The sequence below is a fragment of the Thalassobius sp. MITS945101 genome (assembly GCF_047123305.1).
In the GTDB taxonomy this organism is placed as follows: Bacteria; Pseudomonadota; Alphaproteobacteria; order Rhodobacterales; family Rhodobacteraceae; genus Thalassobius.
The window spans coordinates 315,103-333,418 of the sequence record NZ_CP138918.1 but is presented as its reverse complement, the minus strand read 5'-3'; the positions used below and the strand labels follow the sequence as shown (position 1 = coordinate 333,418).

22 protein-coding genes and 1 pseudogene are annotated in these 18,316 nt (G+C 60.5%); 12 read left to right on the top strand and 11 right to left on the bottom strand.

Features of this window, described 5'->3' with window-relative positions; translation table 11 throughout:
• The first annotated feature begins 20 nt into the window (after positions 1-20).
• From SIC14_RS01675 to SIC14_RS01660, 4 genes are all read left to right on the top strand, one after another.
• Positions 21-1,046, top strand: a complete 1,026-nt coding sequence (locus SIC14_RS01675; RefSeq protein WP_412565807.1) for an MBL fold metallo-hydrolase — start codon at positions 21-23, stop codon at positions 1,044-1,046.
• A gap of 45 nt (positions 1,047-1,091) precedes the next feature.
• Positions 1,092-1,544 (top strand): DUF6173 family protein, encoded by a 453-nt coding sequence (locus tag SIC14_RS01670; protein ID WP_412564117.1) that lies wholly within the window; start codon positions 1,092-1,094, stop codon positions 1,542-1,544.
• Between the two features lie 121 nt (positions 1,545-1,665).
• On the top strand, positions 1,666-1,800 hold the full coding sequence (locus SIC14_RS01665) for an aa3-type cytochrome c oxidase subunit IV (RefSeq protein ID WP_412564116.1): 135 nt from the start codon (positions 1,666-1,668) through the stop codon (positions 1,798-1,800).
• 49 nt (positions 1,801-1,849) lie between these two features.
• Positions 1,850-2,485 (top strand): hypothetical protein, encoded by a 636-nt coding sequence (locus tag SIC14_RS01660; RefSeq protein ID WP_412564115.1) that lies wholly within the window; start codon positions 1,850-1,852, stop codon positions 2,483-2,485.
• 33 nt (positions 2,486-2,518) lie between these two features.
• Here the strand turns inward: SIC14_RS01660 and SIC14_RS01655 are convergent, their stop codons facing one another.
• The 5 genes from SIC14_RS01655 to SIC14_RS01635 form a co-directional block, all read right to left on the bottom strand.
• Complete coding sequence (locus SIC14_RS01655; RefSeq protein ID WP_412564114.1) at positions 2,519-2,851, bottom strand: AzlD domain-containing protein; 333 nt, start codon at positions 2,849-2,851, stop codon at positions 2,519-2,521.
• Complete coding sequence (locus SIC14_RS01650; protein ID WP_412564113.1) at positions 2,848-3,582, bottom strand: AzlC family ABC transporter permease; 735 nt, start codon at positions 3,580-3,582, stop codon at positions 2,848-2,850. Before SIC14_RS01650 ends, SIC14_RS01655 begins: the two co-directional genes overlap by 4 nt.
• Positions 3,583-3,653: 71 nt before the next feature.
• On the bottom strand, positions 3,654-4,667 hold the full coding sequence (locus SIC14_RS01645) for a hypothetical protein (RefSeq protein ID WP_412564112.1): 1,014 nt from the start codon (positions 4,665-4,667) through the stop codon (positions 3,654-3,656).
• Positions 4,668-4,735: 68 nt separating this feature from the next.
• Positions 4,736-5,206, bottom strand: coding sequence for a transcription elongation factor GreA (greA, locus tag SIC14_RS01640; protein WP_412564111.1), 471 nt, complete (start codon positions 5,204-5,206; stop codon positions 4,736-4,738).
• A gap of 196 nt (positions 5,207-5,402) precedes the next feature.
• On the bottom strand, positions 5,403-5,789 hold the full coding sequence (locus tag SIC14_RS01635) for a VOC family protein (RefSeq protein ID WP_412564110.1): 387 nt from the start codon (positions 5,787-5,789) through the stop codon (positions 5,403-5,405).
• A gap of 81 nt (positions 5,790-5,870) precedes the next feature.
• Here SIC14_RS01635 and soxR point away from each other — a divergent pair, with 81 nt between their 5' ends.
• Positions 5,871-6,347 carry a redox-sensitive transcriptional activator SoxR gene (gene soxR / locus SIC14_RS01630; RefSeq protein ID WP_412564109.1) on the top strand — a complete coding sequence of 159 codons (477 nt, stop codon included), beginning with the start codon at positions 5,871-5,873 and terminating at the stop codon, positions 6,345-6,347.
• A 159-nt stretch (positions 6,348-6,506) separates the two neighbouring features.
• Positions 6,507-8,159: an electron transfer flavoprotein-ubiquinone oxidoreductase gene (locus SIC14_RS01625; RefSeq protein ID WP_412564108.1), complete on the top strand. Its 1,653-nt coding sequence runs from the start codon at positions 6,507-6,509 to the stop codon at positions 8,157-8,159.
• A gap of 66 nt (positions 8,160-8,225) precedes the next feature.
• On the opposite strand, the gene SIC14_RS01620 is transcribed toward SIC14_RS01625, so the two are convergent.
• A complete protein-coding gene (locus tag SIC14_RS01620) occupies positions 8,226-8,762 on the bottom strand; it encodes a dihydrofolate reductase family protein (RefSeq protein WP_412564107.1) in 537 nt (178 codons plus the stop codon).
• A gap of 206 nt (positions 8,763-8,968) precedes the next feature.
• On the opposite strand from SIC14_RS01620, the gene SIC14_RS01615 reads away from it, so the two are divergent.
• A complete protein-coding gene (locus SIC14_RS01615; RefSeq protein WP_412564106.1) occupies positions 8,969-10,669 on the top strand; it encodes a tetratricopeptide repeat protein in 1,701 nt (566 codons plus the stop codon).
• Between the two features lie 12 nt (positions 10,670-10,681).
• Positions 10,682-11,491 carry a 4-(cytidine 5'-diphospho)-2-C-methyl-D-erythritol kinase gene (locus tag SIC14_RS01610; protein ID WP_412564105.1) on the top strand — a complete coding sequence of 270 codons (810 nt, stop codon included), beginning with the start codon at positions 10,682-10,684 and terminating at the stop codon, positions 11,489-11,491.
• 1 nt (position 11,492) lies between these two features.
• Here SIC14_RS01610 and SIC14_RS01605 read toward each other — a convergent pair whose 3' ends face one another.
• Positions 11,493-12,494 carry a polyprenyl synthetase family protein gene (locus SIC14_RS01605; RefSeq protein WP_412564104.1) on the bottom strand — a complete coding sequence of 334 codons (1,002 nt, stop codon included), beginning with the start codon at positions 12,492-12,494 and terminating at the stop codon, positions 11,493-11,495.
• Positions 12,495-12,558: 64 nt separating this feature from the next.
• Between SIC14_RS01605 and SIC14_RS01600 the strand changes: the two genes are divergently transcribed.
• The 3 genes from SIC14_RS01600 to SIC14_RS01590 all read left to right on the top strand — a co-directional run bounded on the left by SIC14_RS01600 (position 12,559) and on the right by SIC14_RS01590 (position 13,862).
• Positions 12,559-12,774: a DUF2007 domain-containing protein gene (locus tag SIC14_RS01600; RefSeq protein ID WP_412564103.1), complete on the top strand. Its 216-nt coding sequence runs from the start codon at positions 12,559-12,561 to the stop codon at positions 12,772-12,774.
• A 15-nt stretch (positions 12,775-12,789) separates the two neighbouring features.
• Positions 12,790-13,578, top strand: a complete 789-nt coding sequence (locus tag SIC14_RS01595; protein WP_412564102.1) for a tRNA1(Val) (adenine(37)-N6)-methyltransferase — start codon at positions 12,790-12,792, stop codon at positions 13,576-13,578.
• Between the two features lie 110 nt (positions 13,579-13,688).
• Positions 13,689-13,862 carry a YdcH family protein gene (locus SIC14_RS01590; protein WP_082626421.1) on the top strand — a complete coding sequence of 58 codons (174 nt, stop codon included), beginning with the start codon at positions 13,689-13,691 and terminating at the stop codon, positions 13,860-13,862.
• A 1-nt stretch (position 13,863) separates the two neighbouring features.
• Here the strand turns inward: SIC14_RS01590 and SIC14_RS01585 are convergent, their stop codons facing one another.
• Together SIC14_RS01585 and SIC14_RS01580 are read right to left on the bottom strand one after the other, a co-directional pair.
• Positions 13,864-14,727, bottom strand: a complete 864-nt coding sequence (locus SIC14_RS01585) for a DMT family transporter (protein WP_412565806.1) — start codon at positions 14,725-14,727, stop codon at positions 13,864-13,866.
• Positions 14,728-14,756: 29 nt separating this feature from the next.
• Positions 14,757-15,703 (bottom strand): annotated as a pseudogene (locus tag SIC14_RS01580) (transcriptional regulator GcvA).
• 108 nt (positions 15,704-15,811) lie between these two features.
• Here SIC14_RS01580 and SIC14_RS01575 point away from each other — a divergent pair.
• Positions 15,812-15,970: a hypothetical protein gene (locus SIC14_RS01575; protein WP_412564101.1), complete on the top strand. Its 159-nt coding sequence runs from the start codon at positions 15,812-15,814 to the stop codon at positions 15,968-15,970.
• 77 nt (positions 15,971-16,047) lie between these two features.
• On the opposite strand, the gene phbB is transcribed toward SIC14_RS01575, so the two are convergent.
• Positions 16,048-16,770, bottom strand: coding sequence for an acetoacetyl-CoA reductase (gene phbB / locus SIC14_RS01570; protein WP_412564100.1), 723 nt, complete (start codon positions 16,768-16,770; stop codon positions 16,048-16,050).
• A gap of 197 nt (positions 16,771-16,967) precedes the next feature.
• Positions 16,968-18,146, bottom strand: a complete 1,179-nt coding sequence (locus SIC14_RS01565) for an acetyl-CoA C-acetyltransferase (protein WP_412564099.1) — start codon at positions 18,144-18,146, stop codon at positions 16,968-16,970.
• Positions 18,147-18,316: the final 170 nt, after the last annotated feature.

The following is an 18,316-nucleotide window of genomic DNA, read 5'->3' as shown; positions in this document are numbered from 1 at the left end:
TGAAAACCGACAGGTCTGAAATGGGTGGCCTGCGCTACCCGTTTGAGACACCGGAAAACGGCGGCACGCTGGAGGTGGCCGAGGGTGTCTTGTGGATCAGGATGCCTTTGCCGATGGCGCTGGACCATGTGAATGTCTACGCGCTGGATGAGGGTGACAGCTGGACCATCGTGGATGCGGGGGTCTATTCTAAACGCTCGGTTGCGCTGTGGGAAACCCTGCTGGCGGGGCCCTTGGGCGGCAAACCTGTGTCCCGTGTGATCCTGACCCATCACCATCCTGACCATGTCGGCGCGGTGGGCTGGTTCCGGGCGCGTTTCGACGCCGAACTGATCACCACCCGCACCGCCTTCCTGATGTCGCGGATGCTGATCCTGGACGAGGAAACGGCCCCGACGCCGCAGGCTGTGGCGTTCTGGAAAAGCGCTGGCATGGCGGAGGAGGTGCTGCAGAAACGTCTGAACGAGCGGCCGTTCAACTTTGCCGATATCAGCCACTTCCTGCCTGTTGGCTACACACGGGTGCAGCAGGGTGACGTGATTCGCGCCGGGGGGCGGGATTGGGACGTCCATATCGGCAATGGCCACGCGCCAGAGCATCTGACGCTGTGGTCACGTAATGACAATCTGGTGATCTCGGGCGATCAGATCCTGCCCTCGATCAGCCCCAACATTGGCGTTCACCCGACCGAACCTGAGGCCGATCCGCTGGGCGAATGGCTGGAAAGCTGCGAACGTCTGCAAACCCTCGCGCGGGAGGATCATCTGGTGCTGGGCGGCCATAAACGGCCCTTCACCGGCCTGCCCCTGCGGATGCATCAGCTGATTGAGAACCACCACGGTGGGCTGCGTCGACTGCTGGACCATCTCGCGGAGCCACGCACTGCGGTGGAGTGTTTTCCACCTTTGTTCAAGCGCAGCATTGACGGTGGCACCTATGGGCTCGCGATGGTCGAAGCGGTTGCGCATCTCAATCATCTGCATCACACAGGTCAGGTGAAACGTGAACGTCGCGCGGATGGGGCGTGGCTGTGGCAACGCAGCTAGATCCAAGGCGCAGCCCGTTTGCGAACAGGGAAAAGGGGACGCGCCATGCAAGATGAGATCCAAACCTCCGCCGAACTGCACGAAGATGCGGTTCTGCCACGCCGTCATGAGGTCTACGCCGACCCGGACGCCAAGGCCAACAATGAGGTGCCCGCAAATGTGACGGCCACGCCGGTGCAAAAGAAAAGCGCGGCGCAATGGGCCTATGAGCGGCTGATCCTCTATATCCAGAACTTCGAAGAGACGCTGGATAAGGATCATGAGGTTGCGATGGGCTTTGCCGGTAGCAACGCCGGAGTGCTGCGGATCGAAGGCATGGGCTATTTTGACCCCGATATCGTGACGTTTTACGGCTCGGATGAGACCGGTACCAAAACCCAGTTGGTGCAGCATGTCACCCAGCTGAGCGTGATTCTGCGTGCCCTGCAAAAGCAGCCTGAACAGGTTGAGGCAAACCGCATCGGCTTCCGTCTGGCGGCAGATCTGGAAAAGAGCTGAGACTGCGACAACAAATATGCGCCCATTGCACGCACTGGGCGCATCTGTCGTGGTGACAGGGTCAGAAAAATCCGCTAATCAGCGATGAACTAAGAATTACCAAGCCAAAAAGGACGCGCACATGGCTGAGCACAAGCACGGTGAAATGAACATCGAAGTTCAGGAAAAAGTCTACGAAGGCTTCATCAACTTCACCAAATGGTCGGTCATCGTCATCATCGCCACACTGATCGTGCTGGCACTGGTGAACGGCTGATCTGAGCCGGCCCGTTCCGGCGGGCCGTTCTAACGGAGGAGGGGACGCGATGCGCAAGGCTGTGATCGCTCTGGCAGCAGTTTCGATGCTGGCGGGCTGTGTGGTGAAACAGGATCCCCCCATTTCCGATGAGGTTCTGGCGGCCTCGGTCTATCGGCATGATGGTCCACCCCGCCTGACCCTCTACACCATGATCAACAACCGGTCGGGCCGTGGCGCCCACACCTCGTTGATGATCAACGGATCGCAACGGGTGATTTTTGACCCTGCCGGTTCCTTCCGCAAAGGCGGCATTGTGACCCGCGATGACGTGGTCTTTAACGTCACGCCGCGGCTGGCCGATGTCTATACCCGTTTCCATGCCCGCAAGACCTATCACGTTGTGGTGCAGGAATTGGACGTTTCACCAGAGGTGGCCGAACAGGCGCTGAAACTGGCGCTGAGCCGTGGCGAAGTGCCGGACGCCTATTGTGCCAATTCCACCTCGGAAATTCTCAGCCAGCTGCCGGGGTTCGAAGGCATCAGCCAGACTTGGTATCCCAAGGATCTGTCCGATCAGTTTGCCCAGTTCCCCAACGCCACCCGCGCGGAACTGTACGAATATGACGATGGCGACCGGTTCAAAGCCCTGGCCGAATATGATCCGGCCAAGGTGATCGATAACATGAACGCCAACGGGTATTGATCCGGCCAGCCGTTGCCGGCGGATCCGCCCGTCTTAACCCAGCAAATACAGTAATCCGTAGAGCGTCACCGCGCCTGCGCCCATGGCGTAGATCACGCTTTTGCTGACCCATCCCACCGTCAGCGCCACCAGCGCCGCCGCCAGACGTGGCAGGTCAAAGGTGCCGTCAGTGCCAGCTGGCCAGACCACCAGCGGGGCCACCAGCCCGGGCAGGATGGCCACAGCCGTATACCGCAGGTGCCGCAGCAGCCATTCGGGCATGTTACGATCCCCGATCAGGCCGGTGAACATAAACCGCAGGCTGAAACTGCCGATGCCAAGACCAATGATGACGGTCCAGAGCGCGATTTGCGAAATCTCACTCATGCGCCTTCTCCCTCTTGGTTCGCGCCCGTTGTTGCGCGCCGCTCCAGCCACAGCTCTACCTGTGCCCCCACCATCATGGCGCCGACACCCGCGACCATCAGGCCAAGGTTATAGGGCAGGCCGCTGAACAGCAGCGCCAGCACCACCGAGGCCAGCGCCGCCGCGCGATGTGCGCCGGTGCGCAGCATTGGTCCAATCATGGCGATAAAGGTAATCGGCACCGCGAAATCCAGCGCCAGATTGTCCGGCACCCCCGCGCCCAGCCAGGCGCCAAAGGCGGTGGAGACGTACCAAGGCGGGCATATCGCCGAGGCGGTGCCAAGGAAATAGGACACCTTTTCCTGTAGCTGCCACTGCGGGTTCTTTTCATAGGCGACAATGGCGCAGGCGTAGCTCTGGTCGATGGTGAAATAGGCCAGAATCGCCCGTTTCCACAGCGGTGCCCCGCCGATATGCGGCGTCAGAGAGGCCGAATACATCGCCATGCGCAGGTTCACCGCCAGGGCGGAGGTCAGCACGATCAGCGTCGGCACCTGATCGATCAGCAGCTGGATCGCGGTAAACTGCGCCGCGCCGGCAATGACCACCACTGAAAAGGCCACGGCTTCAAACATGTTGAGCCCCGCCTCGGCGGAGATCACACCAAAGAGCATGCCGAACGGCACAATCACAGCAAAGAAGGGCAGACCGTCAAGGACACCCTGCCGGTAGGGGGAGGTGGAGCGGGACATGGTTGACCAAAGTTAATGATTTTCCCAATCCGTAGCCGTCCCATGAGCGGGATGCAATCGGGGAAATCGGATCAGTCAAAAATTCCGGCAACGCGGCCCAGCAGCATAAAGGCGCGGGCGGTGCGGGTTTCAGACAGCGCGGTGATGTCGGCGTCCGACGCGGTTTGCTCAAACTCCTGCACCATCTTGTCGAAACGACGCAGGAAATGGTGCGCCGCGTCGCGGAAGATCGGGTCTTCCTTCATCCGGCCGGCGGTCAGGGCCAGTGAACTGCGGTCATGGATGCCGCCGATCTTGGCGATCACCCGTCCGCGCTCACCCTGGGCAAAGCGTCGCCAAATCTCGGGCTTGCACAGGTCAGGGCGCAGGTCATCCATGTAGATGCCATCCTGGCTCAGAAGGGTCAGCACGTCTTGGCTGGCCTGGATCAGCAGGGAGGCTTCGCGGTCTTTCAACGCACGACGCAGCGCAGCAAACCCCTGTTCGTCTTCGGCCGTATCCGGGAAGTTCAACGCCCGCACAAAGGTGGCGCGTGCCAGTGGGGGTGTCAGGGCCTCGGCGGGGGTGCCAAGCGGCAGGTCGCCCTGATCCTCGGCCGGTTCTGTCGGGGCCGCTTCGGGCTGTGGGCGGATCGCCTCGCGGTCGCGGCTGGAGGTGAAGGTTGCCAAAGCCGTTTCGGTCTTGCGCTGCGCTTCGGCAATCTCTTCCAGTTTCTTGGTCACAGAGGGTTCCGCCTGCATGTCGCGGCCCTGCGCCTGTGCCACATAGGCGTGGCGGATCGCATCAATGGCGGCCTGCAAACGGGCGCTTTCCTCGCGCATCACACGGCTGGAGCGGGCGGCGGTGGCGCCCACCCAGATCATCGCAACAGGCAGGAAGACCACCAGAAGCGTCATCAAAAACCGCAGTGAATCCGGTTCCAAGCTGGCCTCGGGTTTGGGCAAGGTCAGAAAGAACCAACCCGACCCCAGAACCCAGAGCGCGCTCAGTCCAATGGCCGCCAGTTCAAACCCGGTGATCCGGGACTGGCTTGGCTTGTCATAAAGACCCATCGGGGTCGGCGCGCTGCTGCGTTTGTCGGTCATTGCCGCGATCTGCTTATGGATGTCTAAAAAGAGGGGGGAAATCGGGGCCGCAGCCCCGAATACCAGAGTTAGATATATTCGATTTTCAGCACTTCGTAGGACCGCAGACCACCGGGGGTGCGGACCTCAACACTGTCGCCGTCTTCTTTGCCGATCAGGGCGCGGGCGATGGGCGATTTGATGTTCAAAAGGCCCGCTTCGATGTTGGCTTCGTATTCGCCAACGATCTGCCAGACCTTCTCTTCGTCGGTGTCCTCATCAACAAGGGTCACGGTTGCACCAAACTTGATGGCACCCGACAGTGAAGTGGGTTCGATCACATCCGCCAGCGAAATCACACCTTCCAGCTCTTTGATGCGGCCTTCGATGAAGCTCTGTTTCTCACGGGCCGAATGGTATTCCGCATTCTCCGACAGGTCGCCCAGCTCGCGCGCTTCAGCGATGGCCTGAATGATGGCAGGACGGTCTTCGGTTTTCAGCGACTTCAGCTCGGTTTCCAGTACCGCAAAGCCGGTGCGGGTCATCGGTATCTTTTCCATGGGCCCCTTTTCCATGAGAGAGGGCGGCGGACGCATCGGCGCCGCCGCCTTGTTATCGTTGTTGCGGCAATACCTGACCCAAAGCGGGGGCGCAATGCAAGGGAAAGCGGTCATTGCCAGTGCGGCGGGCAGGGGAACGGGGCAATTTCCCGCCACACTGTGGTTGTTTAGGGCAAATGTTCTCTGAGGCGAGGCATCAGGCAGCGTAGCTGACAACCTCAAATTCGATCCCGTCGGCATCGTGGAAATAGAACCGACGGCCGGGCTCATAGTCGCCATGATTGCCCGTGGTGAACCCTGCCGCTTTCACCCGGCCCTCCACCCCATCAAGGTCTTCGACCACCACCGCCAGATGGTTCAACCCACCACGGACGGCATAGCTGTTGTCCACCGCTCCCGTGGCGTCATCGCCGGGGGTGTAAAGGGCAAGATAAGAGGTCTCATTGCCGACATGCACGGTGTAGCCGCCATTGATCGAGGTGCCTTCCCAGCGGACCTTCCAGCCGAAAACCCGGCCCAGCCAGTCGGCGGTTTTATGAGGATCGGAAACAGTGACATTGGCGTGTTCAAGGCTGACATTCATTGGAAAATTCCTTTCGTTTCTTGATTTATCAGTCTCTTGCAGGTTAATTTCTAAACTTAACTTTAGATCAAGGAGAGAGAAGTGATAAAAAACAATCGCTTACGAATTCGCTCCGGCCTGTCGATTGGCGCTTTGGCGGAACGGACGGGGTTGGCGGTCTCGGCGATCCGCTATTACGAATCCGAAGGGCTGGTGCATCCCTGGCGTAATGACGGCGGACAGCGGCGGTTTGAACGGTCTGATATCCGGCGGCTCTCTTTTGTGATGATCGCGCAAAAGTTTGGCTTCACCATCTCCCGCATCCGCGACGTGATGCGCCGCCTGCCCGAAAATCGCACGCCGACGCCGGCGGACTGGGCCAAGATCTCGGAAGAATTTCGCGACGAGTTGGATCAGCGCATCGCCGCGCTGCAAACCATGCGGGACAAGCTGGACGGCTGTATCGGCTGTGGCTGCCTGTCTTTGAAAGCCTGCAGCCTCTACAATGACGAAGACCGCGCCCACGAAAAAGGGCAGGGGCCACGCTATCTGATGGGGGATCAGCCGGACACGGATTAGACCGTAACAGAAGGCGCAAACAGCCGTTCAAAGGCCGTAAACAACAACGCAACGTCGCACCGAGGCAATTTAACGTCCGGTCGCAATTGACGAACAATGCTGCAGCGCGGTAACCACGTGCGAAATAATGTTACGCGGCGCATCCAAGGAGGGCCACCCATGTCGGACATCGAACGGGAAGCAATGGAATATGACGTTGTCATCGTAGGCGCAGGCCCCGCGGGTCTGTCCGCAGCGATCCGTCTGAAACAGCTGGATGCAGACCTTGAGGTCGTCGTGCTGGAGAAGGGCTCGGAAGTGGGCGCGCATATCCTGTCCGGTGCGGTTCTGGACCCCTGCGGGCTTGATAAGCTGATCCCCGACTGGAAAGAAAAAGGCGCGCCGCTGACAGTGCCGGTGCGTGAAGACAACTTCTTCATGCTGGGTGAAGCCGGTGAGGTGCGTATCCCCAACCTGCCGATGCCGCCGCTGATGAACAACCACGGCAACTACATCGTCTCAATGGGCAATGTCTGCCGCTGGATGGCAGAGCAGGCCGAGGCATTGGGGGTGGAAATCTTCCCCGGTATGGCGTGCTCCGAGCTGGTCTATGGCGACAATGGCGACATCAAAGGTGTGGTTGCTGGTGAGTTCGGCAAAGAGGCCGACGGCAGCCAGGGCCCCGGCTATGAGCCAGGCATGGAACTGCACGGCAAATATGTCTTCCTGTCCGAAGGTGTGCGCGGGTCGCTGTCAAAAGAGGTTATCGAACGCTACGGCCTGTCCGATGGCAAAGAGCCGCAGAAATTCGGCATCGGTATGAAAGAGATCTGGGAGATCGATCCCACCAAGCACAAAGAGGGCACCGTCACCCACACGATGGGCTGGCCTCTGGGGGCAAACGCTGGTGGTGGTTCGTTCATCTATCATCTGGAAAACAATCAGGTCTATGTCGGTTTCGTGGTGCATCTGAACTACAAGAACCCGCATCTGTTCCCCTACATGGAATTCCAGCGTTTCAAACATCACCCGATGGTGGCAGAGCTGCTGAAAGGCGGCAAACGTGTGGCCTATGGGGCGCGGGCAATCTCGGAAGGCGGTTACCAGTCGATGCCGCAGATGGTGGCGCCTGGTGTGGCGCTGCTGGGCTGCTCGGTCGGCATGGTCAACGTGCCGCGCATCAAAGGCAACCATAACGCCATGCTGTCGGGGATCGCTGCGGCCGAAGCGGCCAACAAGGCGATCAAGGCGGGCCGTTCCGGTGATGAGCTGCACGACTACGAAGAAGAGGTTCGCAAAGGCGCGATCGGCAAAGACCTGAAGAAAGTGCGCAACGTCAAACCGCTGTGGTCCAAGTTTGGCCTCACCGCCTCGCTGACTTTGGGCGGCTTTGACATGTGGTTCCAGACGCTCACCGGTGGCTTTTCGCTGTTCGGCACGCTGAAACACGGCAAAAACGACGCCGAGGCGACCGAACCCGCGTCGCTGCACCAGCCGATTGACTACCCCAAGCCCGATGGCACCCTCAGCTTTGACCGGCTGACCAACGTCAGCTTCTCCTTCACCAACCACGAAGAAAGCCAGCCCGCCCACCTGCAGTTGGCCGATGACATCGTGCCGCTGGCCAACAACCTGCCGAAATACAACGAACCGGCGCAGCGTTACTGCCCGGCCGGCGTGTATGAGATTGTTGAAAAAGACGGCAAGCAGGAGTTTGTGGTGAACTTCCAGAACTGCGTCCACTGCAAGACCTGCGACATCAAGGATCCGGCTCAGAACATCACCTGGGTCACCCCGCAGGGGGGCGACGGTCCGAACTATCCCAACATGTGATCTTGATGGATCCAGACGGCAGGGCGGCTCTTTGGGCCGCCCTTTTCGTTTCTGGTGTCAGCGGATCTATGTCACCCCATAATGCATCTGCTGCATGGCGTCGCCGATCGGGCGGCTGCCGATGAGTTCCAGATCGATATCCGCCTCCAAAGGTCCAAACAGCCGAATCCCCGATCCCAGCAGGATCGGAATCAGCGTGATCTTCATCTCCGCAATCAGCCCGTCCCGCAGGAAGCTCTGCACCAGCTGCCCGCCGTCCACATAGGCCCGTTTCCATCCCTGCGCAAAAAGGTCCTGCATCAGGTCTCGGGGCGACAATCGGCTGAGCCGGACCTTGTCGCGCAGATCTTCAGGGATATCGGCCTCGGCGAGGCTCCGGCTCATCACCACAACCGGTTTTTCGTAAGGCCACTGGCCAAATCCCAAAACCGTACGAAAGCTGCCCGCTCCCATCACCAGCCCGTCCATTTCGGCCATATGCGCGGCATAGCCGCCGTCATCATCCGCCGGTTGCGGCTGTTTCATCAACCAGTCAAGGGTGTGGTCGTCCCGGGCGACAAACCCATCAAGGCTGGTGGCGATAAACACATGTCCTGTGACCATGGGCGGATCCTCCTGTTCTGTGGCTTGGATGCGGCAGGCCGTCAGCCTAGCGTCCTGCCCAGCGACCAAGCAACCAGACTGCTGACAGGTCTTGCCATCTGACAGGGCATCACGGTTGCGCCAATTCCCGCTGCTTCTGATTGCCTTTATCGAGGAGGACGTTAGGTTGTCAGGGTAAATATCAGGACTTTTTGCGGGCGGATCTTATGCGGAAAACAATTTCGGGACTCATTCTGGCGGCAGCGATGGGCCTCGCCCCTGTGGCGCAGGCCGACGGGCTGGCCGGGGCCTATCTGGCGGCGCGTTCCGCTGGTGGCAGTGCCGATTTTGAGGTTGCCGCTCAGTATTACACGCGCGCGCTGGCCCGTGATCCCAGCAGCCTACAATTGATGGAAGCCGCAGCCCACGCCCAACTGGCGCTGGGTGAAATTGGCCGCGCCGCCCCAATTGCTCGCCGGTTGGAAAGTGCAGGCCCATCCAGCCAGATCGGCAATATGGTTCTGATCAGCGACGCCGCCAAACAAGAGCGCTACAGCGCCCTTTCGACCCGCTTTGAAGAAGGCAAAGGCGTTGGGCCGCTGGTGGATGGGCTGGTCTGGGCCTGGGCGTTGTTGGGGCAAGGCGATGTGTCTGGCGCCATGGCGCAGTTTGACACGGTAGCCGAAGAGGCCAGCCTTGGCGGATTTGCCCGTTACCACAAAGCCTTGGCGCTTGGGTCGGTCGGCGATTATGAGGCTGCTCTGGCAATTTTTGAGGCGGCAGGAGACAACGGTTTGAACCGCACCCGCCGCGGTGTGATCGCTGAGATCGAGATGCTCAGCCAGCTGGAACGTGGCGACGACGCGCTGGCGCTGATCACCGCACAGTTTGGCCCCGAGCTGGATCCGGAATTGCGCGCCCTGCGCGACGCACTGCAGGCCGGAGAGGTGCTGCGTTTTGACACCATCCGCAACCCCAAGGATGGCATTGCCGAGGTGTTCTATTCCGTTGCAGCGGCGCTGCGCAATGAAGCGGGGGCGGATTACACGCTGCTCTATTCCCGTGTGACCGAACACCTGCGTCCCAGCCACACCGAAGGGGTGCTTCTGTCCGCTGGTCTGCTGGAAGATCTGGAACTTTATGATCTGGCCGAAGAAACCTATGGCAAGATTGGCAAGGACAACCCGTCTTACCATGCCGCCGAACTGGGCCGCGCTGATGCGCTGCGCCTTGGCGGCAAGCTGGAAGTGGCGGCCGAGGTGCTGGAAGCGCTGACCAAAAGCCACGGCGATCTGCCGGTGGTCTATGTTACGCTTGGCGATCTACGCCGCCAGACCAAGGAATATGAGGCCGCTGTTGAGGCCTATGACGCGGCGTTGGGTCTTTATGGTGAGGAGCGTCCGAACCAGTGGTTTGTCTATTACGCTCGGGCCATCAGCTATGAGCGGCTGGACATCTGGGACCGTGCCGAAGCGGATTTTCGCAAAGCGCTGGACCTGAATCCCGAACACCCGCAGGTGCTGAACTACCTTGGCTATTCGCTGGTGGAGAAACAGATCAAACTGGATGAGGCGCTGTCGATGATCGAACGCGCCGTCGCGACCCGTCCTAACAGTGGTTATATCGTCGACAGCCTTGGCTGGGTGCTGTTCCGTCTGGGCCGCTATGAAGAAGCGGTGCCGCATATGGAACGTGCCGCTGAACTGATGCCGGTGGACGCGATTGTGAACGACCATCTGGGCGATGTGCTGTGGTCGGTTGGGCGCTTCCGCGAGGCCGAGTTCCAGTGGAAACGGGCGCTGTCCTTTGTCGATCCCGAAGATACTTCGGGCGACATTGATCCCGATCGTATCCGCCAGAAACTGGACGTTGGTCTGGACGCGGTGCTAGAGGCCGAGGGCGCCGACCCTCTGCGGCCGGCGGACTAAGTTTCTGAAAAGATGCAAAAGATCGAAGGATTTGCCCCGGCCAAGGTCAATCTGACCCTGCATGTCACCGGTCAACGGCAGGATGGCTATCACCTGCTCGATTCGCTGGTGGTCTTTGCTGACCTAGGCGACCGGTTGACCTGTCGGCTGGGCGAAACCTCTCTGGCCGTGTCCGGCCCGATGGGGCAGGGTGTGCCGGTGGGGCCGTCCAATCTGGTGCTACGTGCGGCGGAACTGATGGAACAGCCTGCCACCTTCACCTTGGAAAAACACCTGCCCGCAGCGGCGGGGATTGGTGGCGGTTCTTCGGATGCGGCGGCGGCCCTGCGCCTGCTTGCGCAGCTGACGGGGCAAGAGGTGCCGGATCAGGGCCTGAGCCTTGGCGCGGATCTGCCGATCTGCATGTTGGGCCGCGCCGGTTTCATGCGCGGCATTGGGGAGGATGTGACCCCCGTAGATCTGCCGCCGCTGCATGCGGTACTGGTCAACCCCGGCGTACCAGTCCCAACGGGGGCGGTGTTTGACGGGCTGGTCAGCAAAGACAACGCGCCGATGACGGCATTGCCACCAAACCTAAGCGCCACTGACCTCGTCGATTGGCTGGCCCAGCAACGCAATGATCTGCAAGCGCCTGCCGTTGCAGCCCAGCCAGTGATCGCTGACGTGCTGCAAGCACTGCAAGGCAGCGGCGCCGCCTTGGCACGGATGTCAGGATCTGGCGCCACCTGTTTTGGCCTCTATCCAGACAGCAAAAAGGCGGCCGAAGCCGCCTCAATCCTTGCCCGCCCCGATTGGTGGGTGCGGTCTTGTCTGTTGCGCTAGGTCAGTTGATCCGCGCGACCACGTAGTCGGCAATCTCCACCAGCAGATCCCGCACCGGATGGTCGGGCAGCACCGCCAGCGCGTCCTTTGCCTTGGCGGCCCAATCAAGCGCTTCTTGACGGGTCTCTTCCAGCGTGCCGTGTTTGTTCAGCAATGCCAGCGCGTGGTCCAGATCACCCTCTTCCTGGCGGCCCTTTTCAATGGTTCGCACCCAGAAAGCGCGTTCCTCATCGTCAGCCTTGGCCAGCGCCTTGATGACCGGCAGGGTCAGCTTGCGCTCGCGGAAATCATCGCCAACGTTTTTGCCCGTCGCGGCGCTATCACCTTGATAATCCAGCAGATCATCCACGATCTGGAAGGAGATCCCCAGAGCATCGCCATAGTCAAACAGCGCTTTGATCTGCGCTTCGGACGCCTCGGCAATCACACCGCCAACTTCCGTCGCGGCTGAGAACAGCGCCGCTGTCTTGCCACGCACAACCTTCAGATAGACGCTTTCATCCGTTGCCAGATCCTGCGCCGCGGTCAGCTGCAACACCTCACCTTCGGCAATTGTCGCCGAGGCATTGGCCAGAATGTTGAGCACCCGCAGGTTGCCCGGCTCCACCATCATCTGGAACGAGCGCGAGAACAGGTAGTCCCCCACCAGTACAGACGATTTGTTGTCCCACATCAGGTTTGCCGTGGGACGGCCGCGCCGTTGGGCGCTTTCGTCAACCACATCGTCGTGCAGCAGGGTGGCGGTGTGAATGAACTCCACCGTTGCGGCCAGATGCACGTCATAAGGCCCCTGATAGCCACAAAGATCCGCCGCCGCCAAGGTCAGCATCGGGCGCAGACGTTTGCCGCCGGCGTTGATCAGATGTGCGGTGACCTGCGGAATACGCGGCGCATGTTCCGACGCCATGCGCGTCTGAATCATGTCGTTCACTTCGGCCAATTTGGCCTCGAGATGCGCCGCCAGACGCTCATGTGGTTTTGTGCTTGCGTGATCCAGGTTCATCTTGTCTCGCCCATGGTGCGCGTTTTGCTCGACAAATCGCGCGTCATGCCCATATTTCCCCACTATGAAACAATTGCTTCGTACCACCGACCCGACGTCGATCGCCTTTGCCAAAGCCCTGCTTCAGGGGGAGGGTATAGACTGCTTTGAAATGGACGTAAATATGAGCGTCCTCGAGGGCAGCATCGGCATTTTGCCGCGCCGCCTGATGGTCCATCCGGACGATCACGAAGAGGCGGAAACCGTGCTGCGCGACAATGGGATCGCGCTGGAAGGTTAAGGGGGTTCAGAGGCAATGCAAGATCCGGTTCAAAGCGACTTTCTGGGCGGGCGGGTCACGGCCTGGCAGCCGGTAGATGGCTACCGTGCGGGGGTTGATCCGGTGTTGCTGGCGGCCTCACTGCCGGCGAAATCCGGTCAAACTGCGCTAGAGCTGGGCTGCGGCGTGGGGGTTGCCTCGCTCTGCCTTATGGCGCGGGTGCCGGGGCTTGCTGTCACCGGGCTGGAGCTGCAGCCTGAATATGCGGGTCTGGCGCGGCGCAATGCGGCTGACAATGCCAGTGATAAAGTCACTGATAAGGCCATTGATAAGGCGGCGCGGTTCGAGGTCCTAACCGGCGACCTGACCGCCCTGCCGGACGGGTTGCGCCAGCAGCAATTCGATCACGTTTTCTCCAATCCCCCCTATTTCCTGCGCGACCGATCCACCGCCGCGCGGGATGCCGGCCGCGACATCGCCCTTGGCGGCGATACCCCGTTGGAGGCCTGGGTTGAGGTCGCGGCAAAACGCTGCAAGCCCAAGGGCTATGTGAGCTTCATCCAGCGCATCGAGCGTCTGCCCGCGTTGATGGCTGCCATGTCCACCTGTCTCGGATCGCTTCAGGTGTTGCCGCTGATCCCGCGCCGGGGTCGCGACGCCCAGTTGGTTCTGATCCGCGGGCGCAAAAACGGGCGCGCCGATTTCCGGCTGCATGACGGGCTGGTGCTGCATGATGGCGCACGCCACGAAACGGACGGTGACGACTATTCTGAAGTGGCCGCAAATGTTCTGCGCGACGGTGCGGCATTGCCCTTTCCTGTATAGCTCCACCGGTCCACTAAGCATTTCTTTGCCAACTGCTGCGCTGCGGCGTGACAGGGGCGAAAATCTGTGATCGACTGAAGGTTCAGCACTTACATTGAGAGGAGAAATATATGGCCTTGAGTTCGCATATCGAAGAACTGAAGAAGAAGCACAGTGCCCTCTCGCACCAGGTTGAGGAAGCGCAACGCGCCCCCGGCACCTCGGATGCGGAAATTGCCGAAATGAAAAAACAGAAGCTGCGTCTAAAAGAAGAGATCGAGCGACTGTCGACAGCGACAGCCTGATCTACGCTTTCAAACTGGCACGGGCCGCAAGCAAAGCCCCCCCCGTGATCAGCAAAGCCGCCAGCCCCAGGGTCCAACTTGGGGCGGCAATCCCAAAGCCGACAAGCACCAGCGTTGACAGCAGAGGTGCCGCATAAGAGGACACGCCCAACAGCTGGATGTCCCCACGCTTGACCCCGATATCCCAGACATAAAACGCCAGCCCCACCGGGCCCAACCCCAGCGCCAGCGCTGAGGCCCAGGCCCATGCGGTCTGCGGCCACAGTGTTTCTTCGGTCAACAGGTGCAGCCCCGCTGACAGCACTGCGGTCGCGACACAGAACACCGCCACGGCCTCGGTCGGGATGTCGCCCAGACGGCGGGACAGCACGGAATAACCCGACCAAAACAGCGCACAGCCAAAAGCCAGCAGGTAGCCGGGCAGGGCGGCCGCATCAAAGCCGCTGCCGCCCCCCTGAATGATCAGAGCAGCCCCGGCAAAGCCGGTCAGCCCGCCAATGAAGTGCCCCGCGCGCAGTTGTTCGCCGGGCAGAAGGCCGGAAAACAGCACGATCAGCAAAGGCCAGAGATAGGCAATCAGCCCCGCCTGAGCCGGTGGTGCCAGGCGCAAGGCGCTGAAATAAAGCGCGTGATAGCCAAACAGCCCAATGGTGCCAAAGACATAGACCTTCAACGGCACATCCTTCAGCTTGCCAAACCCACCGCCGCGCGCGGTCCAGATCAGCCCCAGCGTGCCGCCGATGGCAAAGCAGATCGCGTTCAGCAGCAAAGGCGGCGTAGGTGCGGTGCCCACGGTGAACAGGGCCAGAAGTGCCCAAAGCAAAACGGCGATGAAGCCGATACCGGTGGCGCGGCTGCGGGCTATTTGTTGTGGTCGTTCTGGGGACAGGCTGCTCATGCGGGGGCGACATCCTCTACCGGAATGATGGTTAGCGCGTTGTGAACAGAGATGGTTTTGGCAATTTCCGCAAGCATCCATTCCCGCAGGGCCACGATTTGGGGACGATTTTCGGTCCCCTGACGACACAGGAACCTGAAATGTGCCTTGGTCCCCAATGCCACGCCGAAAGGCGCAACCAGCCGCCCGTCATAGAGGTCCTTCACCACCATCGCGCGCCGTCCCAGCACCACGCCGCCGCCCGTGAGGGCCGCGTCCACCGCGTGATCCGCACCGGAAAAATGCAGCCCGTGGCGCGGGGAGAAATCGACGCCCATCGCCCGGAACCACGTTGGCCAGTCACAGGCAGGCCGCAGGAAATTGGTCGATTCGTCAAAGATCAGCGGCGCCTCGGTCAGGCTTTCTGGGGTCGGGTAACGCTCGGCCAGCTCCGGTGTCATCACCGGCGTGAACCACTCGCTGCTGAGTTTCTGCGAAAACACCCCTTGGTCCGGCCCATAGCCAAAACGGATCGCCACATCGACCTCATCCCGGTCAAAATCCATCATCCGCAGTGTTGCCGAAAACCGCAGATCCACCTTGGGGTGGGCGCGGGCAAATTCGTAAAGCCGCGGTGCCATCCATTTTGCGGTAAAGGCCGGTCCGGCAGTGACATTGAGTGTCATGTTGTCCTGCAGCCGTTTGGTTGCCCGCCAGGCATTTGTCAGGGTCTGAAACCCTTCGTTGGCCCCCGGCGCCAAGGCGCGACCTGCCTCGGTCAGCTCCACCGCACGGTTCAAGCGAATGAACAGCGGCTCGCCCAGATGCTCTTCAAGAGATTTGATCTGATAGGACAGCGCGGCGGGCGTCACATGCAACTCCTCTGCCGCTTGGGCAAAGGACATATGGCGCGCCGCCGCCTCAAAGGCGCGCAGGGCGGTTAAGGGGGCAGACGATCAGGCATATCAGTTAAATACAGTTTAACTGAAGCTATGAAAAGTCTCGTTTGTCAGCGGCCCGACCGAAGCTCATATTGAGGACAGTTCAGACATTCTAATGCAGGAGAAGATCCATGATCGAAGTTGCACAGACCCGCCAGAGCCAAGCCGCCTACGCTGCCGCCCACGCCGCCCGTGGCGCCGCCTTCGTTGGCTTTTTCCGCAGCCTCTTCCGTTCCGCTGCGCCGGCCAAGACCCCGACCGGCACTTACGGGACCGTCCCGCTGACCTGATCTCAGGACTTACGAGACGAAAAGGCCGCCCACGGGGATCCCGGGGCGGCCTTTGTCATTTTGCAGTGTTTTGCGGCTCAGACGAAGAACTGCCCACCATTGGCCGAGATGGTCGAGCCGTTGATGAACCCCGCATCGTCCGAAGCCAGGAAAGCAACGCAGCGGGCAATTTCTTCGGGCTCGCCCAGGCGACCGGTTGGGATCTGCCCGATGATCGAGTCGCGCACTTTCTCCGGCACGGCCATAACCATTTCGGTGGCGATATAGCCGGGGCAGATGGCATTGGCGGTGATGCCAGCGCGGGCGCCTTCCTGCGCCAGCGATTTGACGATGCCCAGATCGCCCGCCTTGGTGGCGGCGTAGTTCACCTGCGCGAACTGGCCTTTCTGACCGTTGATCGATGAGATCACGATGATGCGACCAAACTTGCGCTCCCGCATGCCCGGCCAAATCGGGTGCACCGTGTTGAACACACCGGTCAGGTTGGTGTCGACCACCTGATGCCACTGCTCCGGTGTCATCTTGTGGAACGGGGCGTCGCGGGTGATGCCGGCGTTGGCAACCACAACATCGATCGGGCCCAGATCGGCTTCTACCTTGGCGATGCCGGCGGCGCTGTCCTCATAGGAAGCGACGTTCCATTTGTAGGTCTTGATGCCGGTCTCTTCGGTGAATTTGGCTGCGGCCTCATCGTTGCCCGCATAAGTCGCGGCCACTTCGTAACCCTCAGACTTCAGCTGCTTGGAAATCGCAGCGCCAATGCCGCGCGAGCCGCCGGTTACAAGTGCAATTCTTGCCATGGTCTTCTCTCCGTTCCGGAATTTGCGTTGGTAATACTGTTACGTATGGTTTCTGCATAACGCAACATTGTTGCGCGGATAATTTTCGCCCTGTGGCGCTTTTTCGCACCTGCAGCACGGTTTGATCAAAAGGTTGCACAAAAAAAGGGCGCCGTTGCGGCGCCCTTTGATATGTTGTTGCGTGCTCACCGCGACCCTCAGGGACGTTCCAGGCACATGGCCACGCCCATGCCACCGCCGATGCAAAGAGTGGCGAGGCCTTTCTTGGCCTCACGCCGCTTCATTTCAAACAGTAACGTGTTCAGAATGCGGCAGCCTGAGGCGCCGATTGGGTGGCCGATGGCGATGGCGCCACCGTTAACGTTCACGATGTCAGGGTTCCAGCCCATATCCTTGTTCACGGCGCAGGCCTGTGCGGCGAAGGCTTCGTTGGCTTCCACCAGATCCAGATCTTCGGCGGCCCAACCGGCCTTATCCAGCGCCTTGCGCGAGGCGTAGATCGGGCCGACCCCCATGATCGATGGGTCCAGACCGGCTGTGGCGTAAGACGCGATGCGGGCCAGCGGTTCCAGGCCGCGTTTTTCGGCCTCATCGGCGCTCATCAGCAGCACACCGGCGGCGCCATCGTTGATGCCCGAGGCATTGGCCGCCGTCACGGTGCCACCGTCACGCACAAAGGCGGGGCGCAGCTTCTGCATGCTTTCCAGTGTTGCGCCGTGGCGGATGTATTCATCCTTGTCGACAATGATGTCGCCCTTGCGGGTCTTGATGGTGAAAGGGATCACCTCATCGTCAAATTTACCAGCCTTTTGAGCGGCTTCCGCCTTGTTCTGCGACGCGAGGGCAAATTCATCCTGCATGTCACGACTGATCTGCCACTTCTCGGCAACATTTTCGGCGGTCTGGCCCATATGGTAGCCGTTGAAGGCATCCCAAAGACCGTCGCGGATCATCGAGTCGATGTATTTCACGTCACCCATCTTGGTGCCCGCCCGCAGGTGCGCCACATGGGGGCTGAGCGACATGTTTTCCTGACCGCCGGCCGCGACGATGTTTGCGTCGCCCAGCTGCACATGTTGGGCGCCAAGGGCAACCGCGCGCAGGCCGGAGCCACAGACCTGGTTCAGCGACCAGGCAGCGCTTTCGATCGGGAGACCGGCGTTGATATGCGCCTGACGGGCCGGGTTCTGTCCCTGGCCGGCGGTCAGCACCTGACCCAGAATGGTCTCTGAAACATCCGCTTTGTCGATGCCGGCACGCTCTACCAGAGCTTCCAGAACCGAGGCGCCAAGATCATGCGCCGGGGTGTTTGCAAAAGAGCCGCTGAACGAGCCGACAGCGGTCCGTGCTGCCGATACGATGACGACATTGGTCATGTTCTTCCTCCACCAAAACATTGGCCGAGAAGTCCCTGGGAACGCGAAGCGTCGCGGGCCCAAAACTTCCCGCCTTCCCCTTGGTCATAGAACATTCGCCGCAGTGCGGCAAGCGCGGGGAATTGCCGCGATGCAGAAAAATGCGTTGGTGTATGTTTTGCGACACTTGG